Annotated in this window: 11 protein-coding genes; 8 read left to right on the forward strand and 3 right to left on the reverse strand. The window is 69.3% G+C overall.

The genetic code is table 11. The features are described 5' to 3' along the window. Positions 1-5: 5 nt before the first annotated feature. Both NBRGI_RS45440 and NBRGI_RS45445 read right to left on the reverse strand, forming a co-directional pair. A complete protein-coding gene (locus tag NBRGI_RS45440) occupies positions 6-827 on the reverse strand; it encodes a M20/M25/M40 family metallo-hydrolase (protein ID WP_029899707.1) in 822 nt (273 codons plus the stop codon). Beyond that, complete coding sequence (locus tag NBRGI_RS45445; protein WP_029899708.1) at positions 820-1,500, reverse strand: 2OG-Fe dioxygenase family protein; 681 nt, start codon at positions 1,498-1,500, stop codon at positions 820-822. The genes NBRGI_RS45440 and NBRGI_RS45445 overlap by 8 nt, the downstream gene beginning before the upstream one ends. A gap of 517 nt (positions 1,501-2,017) precedes the next feature. On the opposite strand from NBRGI_RS45445, the gene NBRGI_RS25310 reads away from it, so the two are divergent. From NBRGI_RS25310 to puuE, 5 genes are read left to right on the forward strand one after another with little or no spacing between them, the layout of a single operon-like run. Further along, positions 2,018-2,872, forward strand: a complete 855-nt coding sequence (locus NBRGI_RS25310) for an FAD binding domain-containing protein (protein ID WP_029899709.1) — start codon at positions 2,018-2,020, stop codon at positions 2,870-2,872. Then, the gene (locus NBRGI_RS25315; protein WP_029899710.1) at positions 2,869-5,952 is read left to right on the forward strand and encodes a molybdopterin-dependent oxidoreductase; all 3,084 of its coding nucleotides are present in this window, start codon (positions 2,869-2,871) and stop codon (positions 5,950-5,952) included. Before NBRGI_RS25310 ends, NBRGI_RS25315 begins: the two co-directional genes overlap by 4 nt. Before the next feature lie 38 nt (positions 5,953-5,990). Further along, positions 5,991-7,178 (forward strand): DUF6986 family protein, encoded by a 1,188-nt coding sequence (locus NBRGI_RS25320; RefSeq protein WP_051728028.1) that lies wholly within the window; start codon positions 5,991-5,993, stop codon positions 7,176-7,178. After that, positions 7,175-8,140: an allantoicase gene (gene alc / locus NBRGI_RS25325; RefSeq protein ID WP_029899712.1), complete on the forward strand. Its 966-nt coding sequence runs from the start codon at positions 7,175-7,177 to the stop codon at positions 8,138-8,140. Before NBRGI_RS25320 ends, alc begins: the two co-directional genes overlap by 4 nt. Next, the gene (gene puuE / locus NBRGI_RS25330) at positions 8,137-9,039 is read left to right on the forward strand and encodes an allantoinase PuuE (protein WP_029899713.1); all 903 of its coding nucleotides are present in this window, start codon (positions 8,137-8,139) and stop codon (positions 9,037-9,039) included. The genes alc and puuE overlap by 4 nt, the downstream gene beginning before the upstream one ends. Before the next feature lie 217 nt (positions 9,040-9,256). Here puuE and NBRGI_RS25340 read toward each other — a convergent pair whose 3' ends face one another. Next, entirely contained in the window at positions 9,257-10,390 is a 1,134-nt protein-coding gene (locus tag NBRGI_RS25340) for an alpha/beta hydrolase family protein (RefSeq protein ID WP_029899714.1), read from the reverse strand. Positions 10,391-10,868: 478 nt separating this feature from the next. Here NBRGI_RS25340 and aceA point away from each other — a divergent pair, with 478 nt between their 5' ends. The 3 genes from aceA (at position 10,869) to metE (ending at position 15,617) form a co-directional block, all read left to right on the forward strand. Further along, positions 10,869-12,158, forward strand: coding sequence for an isocitrate lyase (aceA, locus tag NBRGI_RS25345; protein WP_029899715.1), 1,290 nt, complete (start codon positions 10,869-10,871; stop codon positions 12,156-12,158). 192 nt (positions 12,159-12,350) lie between these two features. Continuing rightward, the gene (locus NBRGI_RS25350; RefSeq protein ID WP_014988627.1) at positions 12,351-13,223 is read left to right on the forward strand and encodes a 3-hydroxybutyryl-CoA dehydrogenase; all 873 of its coding nucleotides are present in this window, start codon (positions 12,351-12,353) and stop codon (positions 13,221-13,223) included. 90 nt (positions 13,224-13,313) lie between these two features. Continuing rightward, positions 13,314-15,617 carry a 5-methyltetrahydropteroyltriglutamate--homocysteine S-methyltransferase gene (metE, locus tag NBRGI_RS25355; protein ID WP_029899716.1) on the forward strand — a complete coding sequence of 768 codons (2,304 nt, stop codon included), beginning with the start codon at positions 13,314-13,316 and terminating at the stop codon, positions 15,615-15,617. Positions 15,618-15,631: the final 14 nt, after the last annotated feature.

Genomic DNA, 15,631 nt, shown 5'->3' on the forward strand with positions numbered 1-15,631 from the left:
GGCCCTCAGCCACAGCGGCGGGCCACCAGCAATGCCAAAGTATCTGCGCAGGCGCGCATTTCGCTGATCAGCACGTGGTGCTCGGTGTCCGGGCCCGCGCCGCGCGGTCCGAACAAGCAGCATTCGATGCCCGCACGGCTCAGGTGCGTGGTCTCGTTGCCGCAGTAGGAGTGGGGCAGCGCGAGGTCACGGTCCTGCACCCGGAAATCCGAGACCTGGGGGAGCAGTTCGGCGATATCGCGGACCACGGCGAATTCGTGGACCCCGGCGGTGCGGGTGATCACCCGGCGTACCGAATAGGGTTCGGGTACTACGGCGGCGTCGGCGGTGAGCCCGCTGCGCAGTGCGTGCCTGGTGCCGGCGCCGTCTTGCAACTCGCCGACGACGAACTCGAGCAGTAGCGGGCGGCGCAGGGCAATACCGCTGCGGCGCACCATGATCGCGGCGCCGAGGATGGCGGCGAGGCCGCTCTTCATATCGTGCAGGCCCGCGCCGTACAGCCGGTCGCCGTCGCGGCGTGCGGTGAACGGCGTCCGCAGTTGGTCGTGGCCGAGCGGTTCCATGTCGAGGTGCCCGTTGAGCAGCAGCGCGGGTGTCCCGGTTTCCGGGCCGAGCCGGGCGATCGTCTGCAGGCGACCGGGTTGTACCTCTTGGTGGTAGGCGTAAATATCGTTGCGGAGCAGGGTGTTACGGACATGCACCGCCAGCGGCGTCTCTTGCCCGGTGACCGAGGCAATGGCGGTGAGCCCGGCGGCCAGCCGCACGAGCTCGGCCTCGGGGAGCAGGCGGGACAACTGGTCGACGAAGGTCGTCGTCGAACTAGGCACGCCGCCGGAATCCGATCAGCAGAACGTCGCATAACCCGGCGCCCGCGGCGGGATCGGTCACGGTGATCGGCGAGGTGTAGTGCAGCACCCGCGCATTGTCGAAAACGTAAGAGTCGAGCGGATCTTCGAGCACGAAGCTGCGTAATCCGCGGTCCGGGTCGTAGCGGTCGTAGATGGCGCAGACGCCGCCGCTGACATTGGTTCGCCGGATCAGATGCGCGGAACCCGCGATCAGGCCGTCGCGGTGCTTGCCCTCCGGCGCCGGACCCGCCGGCGCGATCAGGCGCAGGTATTGGGCGTCGACCAGGCAGTCCGGGGTGGCCGCAGCGGAGAGCACCCGGTGCGCGGTGAGCAACCGCGCCACCGCGGTGGCGATCTGCTTGGCCGGCTCGGTCGCCGGATGCTCCGGCGGGATCAATGTGAAGCGGCGGGCTATGCCGTCCGCCACCGGATCGACCTGTTCGGATTGCCCACACGGCGGCTGATCGATCGCGGTGAAGGCGGCGGGGCCGTCCGTGGTCAGGCGGGTCAGGTCGAGCCGGAAGCATTGGCAGGCGCGCCGCCGATACTGCTCGCCGTCGGGCAGCCGGTGGTCGAGTTCGGTGTAGTCCCGGACCGTGCGCCGCAGGACGTGCAGATCGGGGCCGGAAAGCGGGAAATCGGCCGCGGTCATCAGCCAGGAGGACGGCGGCTCCGCGTCGGGCGTGGCCGGCAGCTCTCGGTCGGCAGACGCCGTCCGCTGATCGATGTTTATCGGTGGCCCTTCCGCGTCAGGACATGGCGGGCCACAGCTGGGCTGCGGGCCACGCATATCGGTGAGGGATGGCCCGTCGGCGGCGTGGGAAATATCACATCGAGCGAGCCGCGATGGACATTAATCACGCCGCTGCCCGGTGTCGAGTGTGCACCGGGCACGAACTTGCGTGTCGAGGCCGCCAGCACCGGGGCGTGCTGAGTAAGTCCTGTTCAGAGGGTATGCGAGATACTGGAACAGTGCCGCCTCTGACTGATCTCGGGCGGACCGGGTGGACACCTGACGGTGCGCGGTCGGCCGGGCGAGCCGTGGCCGGTCGCCGACCGCGGCGGATCGACGGGGTAACGGCCGCGCAATCCGGCGCGGAGTTTGCGCAACATCGTGGCAACTCCGCGCTTCTAGGGTGGGCGGCAGCGGCAGTGGAGTGAGGTGAGAGGTGGACCTGGACACGATCCGGGAAGTGCTGGTGGCGCGGGAACGGGCGGACCTGGGGGCGCTGAGTGCTTCGTGCGCGGTGCTGGCGGGTGGGACATTCCTGTTCGCCGAGCCACAGGACCGGCTCGACCGGCTGGTCGACATCACCGCCCTCGGCTGGCCCGCGGTGACCGTGGTGGCGCAGGGGCTGGAGATCGCGGCCACCTGCACGCTGGCGGAACTGGCCGGTGCGGGACCGGGGCGTGAACTCGGCATGCCGGTGTTTCGCGAGGATTGGCCGGGGACAAGGCTTTTCGCGCAAGGATGCCGGGCTTTGCTCGCATCGCACAAGATCTGGCGGACCGCGACCGTCGGGGGAAATATCTGTTCGTCGCTGCCCGCCGGTGGTGTGCTCGCGGCCCTGACCGCGCTCGACGGCGTGGCATTGCTCTGGGGCCCGGACGGGGTGGACCGGCGGATTCCGTTGCGGGAGTTCGTGCTCGGCCCCGAGCGCAATGTGCTGTTGCCCGGTGAGGTGTTGCGATCGGTAACTGTTCCGACGGCAAGCTTGCGGGCGCGCACGAGTTTCCGGAAGATCGCGCTCGCGCCGCTGGGGCGTTCCGGCGCGGTCGTGATGGGGCGGCGTGATCCGGACGGCCGGTGCGCGATCACCGTGAGTGCGGCTACGGTCCGGCCGATCGTGCTGGACTTCGGTGACGTGCCCAGCACGGCCGAGGTCGACGCATCGGTCGCGGGACTCGATCCGCTGCTCTGGTTCGACGACCCGCACGGTGCGCCTGATTGGCGGGCGCACGTCACCGGACTGCTCGCCCGCGAGGTCGCCGCCGAGCTACAGCTCGCACAGGATCCACTATGAGACTCGAAATCGACGGCAGGGCGGTCGAAGTCGACCCCCGTCCGGGGCAATGCCTGCGCACCCTGCTTCGCGAACAGGGCACCTTCGCTGTCAAAAAAGGCTGTGACACAGGCGATTGCGGCGCCTGCACGGTCCAGCTCGATGGTGTCCCCGTGCACTCCTGCCTCATTCCGGCCCACCGCGCCGCCGACCGCACGGTCACCACCGCCGCCGGTCTCGGCACCGCGGCGGACCCCCACCCGGTCCAGCGCCGCTTCGTCGAGCACGCCGCCTTCCAATGCGGATTCTGCACCGCGGGAATGGTCGTGACGGCCGCAGGACTCGGCCTCGCCGGAGCCACACCGTGCGGGCGGACCGGTGCCGAGATCGCCGAGCTGATGAAGGGAAACCTGTGCCGCTGCACGGGCTACCGCGCCATCGCGGACGCACTCGCCTTTGCCCCGGCGGTCGAGACCGACATCGCCGACGCACGGCCTCACGCTGCCGTCGTCGGCGCACAACATGGTTCGGTGGCACCGGAGGCCGGACCGCAACAGTGTGCTGGGTCTGTGGCGTGTGAACGATCTGCCGACGCAACCGCCGCGGGGGCGGCGCAGAGCCGTGCCGGGTCACGGGTCGCGCCCTGCGCAGGGTCGTCGACGGGAGCTGACGTCGGGGTAGCCGATGGGACGGACCAGGTTTTCACCGGTAGCGACCGATACCGGGCCGAAAGGGGCCACGGCCTGACTCCCGAGCAGACGCGCGGTGACTTGCCCGGGGCCGGGTGGGTGGGGAGTGGCGTCGGTGCGCCCGCCGGTCCGCGGATCGTGCGTGGGGGCGAGGCGTTCACGTTCGATGTCGCGCCCGGTGATGAGATGGAGTCCGCCGCGTCGGACCGGATTCCGACTGGTGTGGGGGCGGTTTCGCCGCCGAGCGCGCCGTTGCACCTCGCGGTCTTGCCGAGTCCGCACGCGCACGCGCGCATTCTGTCCATCGAGACGGCCGCCGCCGCGGCGGTGCCCGGGGTGCGGGCGGTGCTCACCTATGCGGACGCACCGGAGGTGGCGTTCTCCACGGCCCGGCACGAGTTGCGGGCCGACGATCCGGATGACACGTATGTGCTCGACCGGACGGTGCGGTTCGTGGGGCAGCGGGTGGCGGCGGTGGTCGCGGACAGCCTCGCGGCCGCGCGCGCGGGCTGCCGGGCGCTGGAGGTGACATACGAGGTGCTGCCCGCGGTGTTCGAGCCGGCGGCGGCACTGCTGCCCGACGCACCGAAACTGCATGCGGAGAAACCGGATTCGGCACGCATCGCGGACCCGCGCCGCAATCTGATCGCCGAGGTGCACGGCGAGGTCGGCGATACCGCGGCGGGGCTCGCGGCGGCGGCGAAAGTGGTCAGCGGCGTATGGCATTCGCCGCGCGGGCAGCACGTGCACCTGGAAACCCACGGCGGCGTCGGCTGGCTCGATGCCGACGGCAGGCTGGTCGTCCGGTGCAGCACCCAGGTGCCGTTCCTGGTGCGCGACGAGCTGTGCCAGATCTTCGGCCTGCGCAAGGACCGGGTGCGGGTGTTCGCCACCCGGGTCGGCGGCGGCTTCGGCGCGAAGCAGGAAATGCTCGCCGAGGACCTCATCGCGTTGGCGGTGCTGCGTACCGGCCGCCCGGTGCAGTACGAGTTCACCCGTGGCGACGAATTCACCGCGGCCACCTGCCGCCATCCGATGCGGGTCGCGGTCACCGCGGGCGCCGGCGCCGACGGCGTGCTCACCGCGCTGACGGTGGACGTGCTCGCCGACGGCGGCGCGTACGGCAATCACAGTGCGGGCGTGATGTTCCACGGCGTCGGCGAATCGATCGGCGTCTACCGTTGCGCCAATAAGCGGGTGGACGCACAAGCTGTGTACACCAACAACATTCCGTCCGGCGCCTTCCGCGGCTACGGGCTCGGCCAGGTGATATTCGGGATCGAGTCCGCGCTCGACGACCTGGCGCGCGCCCTCGGGATAGACCCGTTCGAGTTCCGCCGGCGCAATGTGGTGCGGCCGGGCGACGCGTTCGTCGGCGCCGAGGTGGACGAGAGCGACCTGACCTTCGGCAGCTACGGCCTCGATCAGTGCATCGATCTGGCCGAGCGAGCACTGTTGCGCGGCAACGACGTTGCCGCACCGGATCCGAGCTGGCGAGTCGGCACCGGCATGGCGGTGTCCATGATCGCGACCATTCCGCCGCGCGGCCACCGCGCCGACGCGACGGCCACCCTGCTGCCGGACGGCCGCTACGAGATCCGGGTCGGTACCGCGGAATTCGGCAACGGCACCAGCACGGTGCACGCGCAACTCGCGGCGTCCGCGCTGGAAACCACGGTGTCGCGCATCGTGCTCCGGCAGTCCGACACCGACCTGGTCGGCCACGACACCGGCGCGTTCGGCTCCACCGGGATCGTGGTCGCGGGCAAGGCGACCTATGCCGCGGCCTCGGAGCTGCGCAGGCTGCTGCTCGGGCGGGCGGCGAAACTGGCCGGGCTGCCCGAACACGACTGCGTGCTGGAGGCCGCGGGCGTCCGGTGTGCGGACCAGTTCTTCGACGCGGCGGCGCTGCTGGCCGACGGCCCGTTGACCGCGCACGGGGAGCACGCGGGCAGCCCCCGTTCGGTGAGTTTCAACGTGCACGCCTTCCGGGTCGCGGTGCGGCCGGACACGGGCGCGATCCGTATCCTGCAGTCCGTCCAGGCCGCCGACGCGGGGACCGTGCTCAATCCGGTGCAGTGCCGCGGTCAGGTCGAGGGTGGCGTCGCGCAGGCGCTCGGCACCGCGCTGTACGAGGACATGCGCAGCGCGCAGGGACTGGTCACCACACAGTCGCTGCGCCACTATCACATCCCGCAGTTCGCGGACGTGCCGCGGACCGAGGTGTATTTCGCCGATACCGCCGATGCGCTGGGCCCGCTCGGCGCGAAGTCGATGAGCGAGTCCCCCTACAACCCGGTCGCCCCTGCGCTGGCGAACGCGATACGCGATGCTGTCGGGGTGCGGCCGGACCGGCTGCCGATGACCGCCGACCGTATCTGGCGGGCCATGCAGGAAGGAGGACCACGGTGAAACTGTTGCCGGAAAATGTCCGAGCGCGGATCGATGCGATGCTCGACACCGTCGACAGCGAGTTGCGCACGCGCTATCCGGGACCGGACGCCAGGGCGCAGCCGATCCATGTCGCGTATGTCCCCGCGGACCGGATCGCCGAGGACACCCCCGGTGTGTGGGGCGCGGCGGCCGTCGACCTGCTGGACGAGCACGCCGCCCTGCTGACCGAGCTGGACGCGACCGGCTCGCTGCCCGATGTGCGCAAACGGCTCGAGCAGGATCCGATCCAGGATCTGCGCATCGATTTCGAGGACGGCTACGGGTTCCGCGCCGACGACGAGGAGGACAAGGCGGCCCACGAGGCGGGCTCGGTGCTGGCCGCCTGGGCACAGCGGGCCGATCGCCCGCGCAGCTTCGGCATCCGGACGAAGGGCCTCGCCGCGGCGGAGCGCGGTCGCACGCTGCGCACGCTCGAGTTGGTGCTGGCCGCGATGGGTGAGGTGCCCGCGGGATTCGTGTTCACCGTGCCCAAGATCCGTGCGGCGGAACAGGTTCGGGCGCTGGCCGCGCTGTGCGAGGGCTTGGAGAGCGGTTACGGCCTCGCCGCGGGGGCACTGCGGTTCGAATTGCAGATCGAGAGCCCGCAGGCGATCATCGCCGCGGACGGCACCGCGCCCATCGCGCGGATGCTCGGCCTGGCCGAGGGGCGGTGCAGCGCACTGCATTTCGGCACCTACGACTACACCGCCGCGTGCGGCGTCGCGGCCCCGGATCAGGCGCTCGATCACCCGGCCGCCGACTACGCGAAGGCCGTCATGCAGGTGGCCGTCGCGCAGACCGGGGTCTGGGTGTGCGACGGCTCCACCCAGATCGTGCCCGATGCCGCGCCGGAGGCCGCGCTGCGCAACCATCACCGCCTGGTCGGCCGGGCGCTGCGGCGCGGCTACTACCAGGGCTGGGACATGCATCCGGGCCACCTGGTCACCCGCTGGCTGGCGACCTACGACTTCTTCCGGCAGGCGATCGAGGTGGCCGTGCCGCGGTTGCAGGCCTACCTCGACCGGCGCTCGGGCGGCGTCATGGACGAGCCGGCCACCGCGGAAGCCTTGGCCGCCACCGTGTTACGCGGACTCGACTGCGGGGCTCGCACCCCGGCGGAACTGACCGCCCGCGCACCCGAGCTGACCACGGCGGTGCTGCGTGCCCTGGTCACTCGCGCGCCGCTGCCGAAGGAGACCCGATGACCGACGCGGACTTCACCCTGCTGCCCGACCTGGCGGTGCGCCCGCTGGGCGGCTCGGTGATCTGGGCGAACGACGAATTCTTCGCGGAGAAGGAGAATTTGATCAATCCGGGTCCGGCCGACTACCAGACCTCGACGTTCGGGCACAAGGGTCAGGTCTACGACGGCTGGGAAACCCGCAGGCACCGTGGCCGGCCCGGCGACGATTCGGCCATCGTGCGGCTCGGTGTGCCCGGCGTGATCCGCGGCATCGTGGTGGACACCGCCTGGTTCAAGGGCAACTACCCGCCGGCGGTATCGGTGTCCGCGCTGGAGGTGCAGGACTATCCGACCGCGGAAAGCATTGCCGCCCGCGAGGACTGGGTGACGCTGGTCGATCGCGCCCCCGTCGCCGGGGACAGCCGTAACCCGTTCGCCGTCGCGAGCGAACGACGGTGGACGCACGTGAAGCTCACCATGCATCCCGACGGCGGGGTGGCACGGCTGCGGGTGCACGGCGAAGGCAGTCCCGATCCCCGCTTGCTCGGCCTCGGCCCGCTCGATCTGGCGGCACTGGAAAACGGTGCGCTGGTGCTGGATTGCTCTAACCGCTTCTACAGCTCGCCGAATCAACTGTTGTATCCCGGCCTGGCCCGGCGGATGGGGGACGGCTGGGAGACCGCGCGGCGTCGCGACGACGGCAACGACTGGGTGCGGATCCGGCTGGCCGGTCCCGGTCTGATCCGGTTGGCCGAGATCGACACCTCGTATTTCCTCGGCAACAGTCCGGGCGCGGCTCGGCTCACCGGGCGCACCAACGACGGCACCGAGCTCGAATTGCTGCCGCGCACCGACCTTTTGCCCGACACCAGGCATCAGTTCGCGATCGCGCCGATGGCGGCGTCGGTGGAGGAGGTCCGCCTCGACATCTATCCCGACGGCGGTCTGGCCCGGCTGCGCCTCTACGGGGAGCTGGGCGGGTGAACCGGGAATTCGTCGGGTACGGCCCGACGCCGCCGGACCCGCAGTGGCCCGGCGGCGCGCGGCTGGCCGTCCAGTTCGTGCTGAACTACGAGGAGGGCGGGGAGAACAATGTCCTCGACGGCGACCCGCACTCGGAGACCTTCCTCTCGGAAATGACTCCGGCGCAGGCGTTTCCGAATCGGCACATGAGCATGGAGTCGCTCTACGAGTACGGATCGCGGGCCGGGCTGTGGCGGGTGCTGCGGGCGTTCGAACGGCGCGGGTTGCCGTTGACCATCTTCGCGGTCGCGCGGGCTTTGCAGCGAAATCCGGAGGCGGTGTCGGCTTTTCGCGAGCTCGGGCACGAGATCGCCGGGCACGGCCTGCGCTGGCAGTCCTACCAGCTGGTCGACCGGGACACCGAGCGGGCGCATCTGGCCGAGGCGGTGCGCATCCTCACCGAACTCACCGGGGCCGCCCCGCTCGGCTGGTACACCGGGCGGGATTCGCCGAACACCCGTGAGCTGGTGGTCGAGCACGGCGGTTTCGTCTACGACTCCGATTCCTACGCCGACGACCTGCCCTACTGGGTCACCGTGCACGGGACGGACCAGTTGGTGGTGCCGTACACGCTGGACACCAACGACATGCGGTTCGCCTCGCCTGCCGGTTTCCCGACCGGCGAGCAGTTCTTCGCGCACCTGCGCGACGCCTTCGACGTGCTGTATCGCGAAGGCGCGGAAGGCAATCCGAAAATGCTGTCGGTGGGCCTGCACTGCCGCATCGTCGGCCGTCCCGCGCGCATGGCCGCCCTGGAACGCTTCCTCGAGCACGTGCAGTCCCACGACAAGGTCTGGATCGCCCGCCGCATCGAGATCGCCGAGCACTGGCGCCGGGTGCACCCCGCGCGGGTCCACTGAGCGCCGCCGCCACCCTGGCCGGAACCGGCGCGGCACCCCTGCCGCTCGAACCGCATACGCCGGTGGCGACCGAGTCGGTCGCGGGCAGCTGCGGTGGTATCACCGAGCCGTTCGCGGCGCTGGTCTGCGCGCTCAGCAGCCTGTCCGGCAACCAGGGCCCCGGTTTTCCGTGATCGGTGGTGCCGTGGCCGCTCGACGAGCGGCCACGGCACGCGGCTCAGCCGAACAGTCGTGCCACGAATGGCAGCGAATCCGGCAGTGAGGCGTTCACGGTGCCGCTGTGATCCTCAGGGTAGGTGTGCAGCTGGACCGGCTGCCCGTTCGCCTGCAGTACGGCGGCGAAGCGCAGCGTCTCCGGCGTGATCACATCGGTGTCGCGCAGGCCCTGGCCGAGGAAGATCGGCTTGTCGTAACCGGATTCGGGCAGGCCGAGGTAGCGGCTCAGCAGCCCGTGCAGGTCGGGGATCTGCGCGAGCGGCTTGCTGAACAGATCGCCCACGATCACGCGATTCGCGCCCAGTTCGTCGCCGAGCGGCAGCAGGCACTCGGTCCGGGCCGTGGACAGCCACGCGCGGCCCGCGTCGGTCAGGTAGGACTCGATGTCCAGCTCGGGGAACGTGGTGCGCAGTCCGTTGAGGATGTAGAGCACGTACGCGGTGGTGTGCGGGCTGAGTTTCACCGGCGGCACGTGCGGGCCGAGCGGCAGCAGAATGTCTTCGATATAGGCGGGCGTGCCGGTGCCCACCGCGCCGCGATAATCGAGTTCCGGCCCGCCGAATTCGGTGGCATAGCGCGCGGTGAAGATCGCGGCGCCCGCGCCCTGGGATTGCCCGACCACCGCCCATTTCTTCGACAGCGACGAATAGTGTCCCGTTGCGGCTTTGACCGCGTCCACGACGTTGTGCGCCTCGACCACCCCGTCGAGATACGGGTGCTCGCCCGGCGTGCCGAGCCCGGCGTAGTCGGCGGCAACTATCGCGTAACCCTGGCTCAGCCAGGTGCCCAGGTAGGCCCAGTCGCGTTCGACCGCGCTCGGCCCCGCGACGCTGTACGCGCAGTCGTCGCCGATCCCGACGGTGCCGTGCGCCCAGGCGATGACCGGCCAGCCGCCCGCGGGCGGCGCGCCCGGCGGGAAGTAGACGGCCGCGCTCGCGGTGGTCGGCACGTCGTTCGCGGTGGTCGAGCTGTACAGAATGCGACTCGACTGGGCCGCGCCCGGCGGCGTCGCGGCCGGGGACAGCGCGCCGGCCGATTCGACGGTGCCGACCGGCGTCGCCGCCGCGGTGGGCAGATTCAGCAGGCTGAAGGCGCAGGCGAGGGTGACCGCCGCGGCGATGACCGGTTTCCGCATGAGGGCTCCTGGGTCCGAGGTGCGGGCTGCCTTCCGCGGGCAGCCGGACGTACGTCCAGGCCGAGTCTGCCCGACCCCACGCGCTCGGCCCAGGCGCGGGTGGCGTGGGCCACACCTACGGCACCCGCCCCGGCTTGTGAACGTCCTCACAAACCGGAATGCGCGCGGGGGTCGATGAGTGACGACCGGTCGAGGCCAAACAGTACGGGCGTTACGCTAAAACCGCACGTCAGGGCTACCGGCGGGTAGGTTCCACCTTTGCAATTCACAGGCAAATTTTGCAAAGTTAGCAAACCAGTGTGGAAACCTAGCTGAGATTCACATTAGCAACAGGTAGACGGCCATTTCGCATTGTGCAATCGTGTGGAAGTACACCCCATGGGCCTAGCAAGCCTGCAAATTGCCGCTCCAGCAGTTCGAGTCGTTTATCCGCTCGGCCGTGGGGCACATCGACCTAAACGAGGAAGTGGAGTCAGAGATGTCGAACGCCGGCACCCCGAAGACCGCTGCGGAAATCCAGCAGGATTGGGACACCAACCCGCGCTGGAAGGGCGTCACCCGTAACTACACCGCGGAGCAGGTGTCGAAGCTCCAGGGCACCGTCGTCGAAGAGGCCACTCTCGCCCGCCGCGGTTCGGAGATCCTCTGGGATCTGGTGAACAACGAGGACTACATCAACTCGCTCGGCGCCCTCACCGGTAACCAGGCGGTCCAGCAGGTCCGCGCCGGCCTGAAGGCCATCTACCTGTCCGGTTGGCAGGTCGCCGGTGACGCGAACCTGTCCGGCCACACCTACCCGGACCAGTCGCTGTACCCGGCCAACTCGGTGCCGTCGGTGGTGCGCCGCATCAACAACGCGCTGCTGCGCGCCGACGAGATCGCCAAGGTCGAGGGTGACGACTCGGTCAAGAACTGGCTGGCCCCGATCGTCGCCGACGCCGAAGCCGGCTTCGGTGGCGCGCTGAACGCCTACGAGCTGCAGAAGGCCATGATCGCCGCCGGCGCCGCCGGTGTGCACTGGGAAGACCAGCTGGCCTCGGAGAAGAAGTGCGGCCACCTCGGTGGCAAGGTGCTGATCCCCACCCAGCAGCACATCCGCACCCTGACCTCCGCGCGCCTGGCCGCCGACGTCGCCGACGTGCCCTCGGTGATCATCGCCCGCACCGACGCCGAGGCCGCCACGCTGATCACCTCGGACGTGGACGAGCGCGACCGTGAGTTCCTGGACGGCACCCGCACCGCCGAGGGCTTCTTCGGCGTGAAGAACGGCATCGAGCCCTGCATCGCGCGGGCCAAGGCCTACGCCCCGTACGCCGACCTCATCTGGATGGAGACCGGCGTGCCGGACCTCGAGGTCGCGCGCAAGTTCGCCGAGGCCGTCCGTGGCGAGTTCCCGGACCAGCTGCTGGCCTACAACTGCTCGCCGTCCTTCAACTGGAAGGCGCACCTGGACGACGCGACCATCGCGAAGTTCCAGCGTGAGCTCGGCGCGATGGGCTTCAAGTTCCAGTTCATCACCCTGGCCGGCTTCCACTCGCTCAACTACGGCATGTTCGACCTGGCCTACGGCTACGCCCGCGAGGGCATGACCGCCTTCGTCGACCTGCAGGAGCGCGAGTTCAAGGCCGCTTCCGAGCGTGGCTTCACCGCCATCAAGCACCAGCGTGAGGTCGGCGCCGGCTACTTCGACACCATCGCCACCACCGTCGACCCGAACACCAGCACCGCTGCGCTGAAGGGCTCGACCGAAGAGGGCCAGTTCCACTGAGCCGAGGTTTCGCCTAGGGAATGAGGTTCCCGACGTGAATACCCACATCCCCCATTAGGGGTGTACCGCCCTCCCCGCTGAACAGCCCCAGCGGGGAGGGCATCCCTATACCTTGGACGATCGAGAGGCCGCTCGCACCAGAGCACACCCTCTCCAGCCACCGACTAGCCAGACCAACAGCAGGAGCGGGACGTGAGCAGCGAGAAGATTCAACGCGTCGGCATCATCGGCGCCGGACAGATGGGTGCCGGAATCGCGGAGGTGTGCGCCCGGGCGCACGTCGACGTGCTCGTCTACGAGCAGACCCGGGAACTGGCCGCCGCCGGCCGCGCCCGCATTCTGCGCTCCCTCGACCGCGGCGTCAGCAGCGGCAAGATCACCGAGCGCGAGCGCGAACAGGCCGCTTGGCGCCTGCGGTTCACCTCCGACCTCAACGACTTCGCCGACCGCCAGCTGGTGGTCGAGGCGGTGCTCGAGGACGAGAAGGTGAAGACCGCCATCTTCGCCGAGCTCGACAAGGTCGTCACCGACCCGTCGGCCGTGCTGGCCTCCAACACCTCCTCCATCCCGATCATGAAGATCGCGGTCGCCACCACCCAGCCCGAGCGGGTCGTCGGCATGCACTTCTTCAACCCGGTCCCGGTGCTGCCGCTGGTCGAGCTGGTCACCACGCTGAAGACCAGCGAGGCCGTGTCCAAGCGGGCCGAGGCGTTCGCCGGCGAGGTGCTCGACAAGCAGGTCGTGCGCTCCGCCGATCGCTCCGGCTTCGTGGTGAACGCGCTGCTGGTGCCGTACCTGCTCTCGGCCATCCGGATGGTCGAGTCCGGTTTCGCCACCAAGGACGACGTGGACAAGGCCATGGTGCTCGGTTGTGCGCACCCCATGGGTCCGCTCGCGCTGACCGACCTGGTCGGCCTGGACACCGTGAAGTCGATCGCCGACTCGATGTACGAGGAATTCAAGGAGCCGCTGTACTCCGCTCCGCCGCTGCTCATGCGTATGGTCGAAGCTGGGTTGCTCGGCAAGAAGACCGGCGCGGGCTTCTACCAGTACAACCGAGCCTGAGCTCTTTCGATCCAACCCCAGGCGCATTAGCGTGCGGCGTCCATTCCAGGCAATGGGCGCCGCGCAGCCATCGAAGGGAGCAGCGCGCTCATGGTGAACGTGACCGACGGCTACGGGTCGAGCATCCTCGGCTATCCGCGGATCGGGCCGCATCGAGAACTCAAGCGGGCCCTCGAGGCCTATTGGCGCGGTGCGCTCGACCGCGACGAACTGCTCGCGGTGGGCCGTGACATCCAAGAACGGCAGTTCAACGAGCTGGCCGCGACCGGGCTGACCCAGGTGCCGGGCAATACCTTCTCCTTCTACGACCACGTGCTGGACAACGCCCTGTTGTTCGGCGCGGTGCCCAAGCGGTTCGAACCGTACCGCGACGAGATGGACCCGCTGGACTTCTATTTCCTGATGGCACGCGGTCGTCCCGACCTCCCGCCGCTGGAACTGGTCCGGTTCTTCGGCACGAACTACCACTACCGGCAGCCGGAATTGGAAGCGGGGACCGAATTCTCGCTGCATCCCGAGGCGCTGCTCGACGAATTCGACCGGGCCAAGGCGCAGCACATCGAGTTGCGCCCGGTGGTGCTCGGCCCGCTGTCGCTGCTGCTGTTGTCCAAGGCGGGGCAGACGCCGGGCCAGGACGAATTCGATACGGTCAGCTTGCTGGACAAGCTGCTGCCGGTGTACGAACAGCTCTTCGAGATCCTCGCCAAGCGCGGCGCGACCTGCGTGCAGCTCGACGAGCCCGCGTTCACCAGTGAGCGCACCCCCGCCGAGCTGGCCGCGTTCGAGCGGGCCTACCAACGGCTGGCGAAGGCGCCGTTGCGCCCGCGGATGCTGGTGACCGGGCAGTACGGCGATTTCGGTGAGGCGCTGCGCATCCTGGCTGCCAGCAATGTGGAGGCGATCGGGCTCGACCTGGCCAGCTACCGCATCCGGCCCGACGACCTGGCGGCGATCCCGGGTATTCGCCGGAAGCGGTTGTACGCCGGTGTGATCAGCGGCCGCAACGTGTGGCGCGCCGACCGCTACGTGACGCTGGAATACCTGAACCAGCTCGCGCAGGTGTGCCCCGACCTGGTGGTCTCGACCGGCACGACGCTGCTGCACGTGCCCTACGACCTGCTCATCGAGTACGACATCCCCGGCAACGTGGCCGACCGGCTCGCCTTCGCGAAACAGAAGGTGGGCGAGGTGGTTTCGCTCGCCAAGGCGCTCACCGAGGGCCCGTCGGACAAGTGGCGCAAGCGGCCGACCGAGGTGCACTTCAAGCAGAAGCACGCGGTGCGGCAACGGGTTTACGCGGTGACGCCGGAAATGCGTTCGCGCGAACCGTACGAGGTGCGCAAGGAGGCACAGCAGGCCAGGCTGAACCTGCCGCCGGTGCCCGCGACGACGCTGGGTTCGTTCCCGCAGACCACCGCGGTCCGGCAGGCGCGCCACGAACTCGGTCAGGGCCGGCTGTCCTACGACGACTACCGCAAACGGATCGAAGCCGAGATCGAGTCGACCATCCGGTTGCAGGAAGACATCGGGCTAGACGTGCTGGTGCACGGCGAGCACGAGCGCAACGACATGATCCAGTACTTCGCCGAGCTGCTCGACGGCTTCGCGACCACCCACTTCGGCTGGGTGCAGGTGTACGGATCCCGTTGTGTGCGACCGCCGATCATCTACGGTGACGTGTCGCGGCCCGCGCCGATGTCGGTGGAGTGGATCAGCTACGCGCAGTCGCTGACCGACAAGCCGGTCAAGGGCATGGTGACCGGACCGGTCACCATGATCGCGCGCTCGTTCGTCCGGCAGGATCAGCCGCTGCACGAGACCGCGGACCAGGTGGCGCTCGCCATCCGGGACGAACTCGCGGACCTGGAGAAGGCGGGCATCGCGATCATCCAGGTCGACGAGCCCGCGATCCGGGAGATGCTGCCGCTGCGTCCCGAGGGGCGCCCGGAGTACCTGCGCTGGGCGGTCGGCGCGTTCCGGCTGGCCACCTCCGGGGTCAAGCCGGACACCCAGATCCATACGCACATCGGCTATTCCGGCCGGGCCGAGGTGGTCGACGCGATCGAGGAACTGGACGCCGACGTCACCGCGATCGTCGCGACCCGGTCGATCGAATGGGTGGTCAACGCGCTCGAGGCGGACAGCGGCACCGATCACGGCCTGAGTCACGGTGTCGGTCCCGGTGTCTACGAGAGCCGGTCGGCCCGCATCCCGGACATCGACGAGCTCGACGAATTGCTCACCGCTGCAGCGAAAGCCATCACGCCCGAACGACTATGGGCGAATCCGGACGGTGGTTTGAAGACCCGGCACTACTGGCAACTGGAGCCGTCGCTGCGCAACCTGGTCGCGGCAGCCCGCCGAGTCCGTCGCCGCGCACTCGCCGCCGAATAACCGAAAACGTTGCG

The organism is Nocardia brasiliensis IFM 10847, from assembly GCF_000710915.1.
GTDB lineage: Bacteria > Actinomycetota > Actinomycetes > Mycobacteriales > Mycobacteriaceae > Nocardia > Nocardia brasiliensis_A.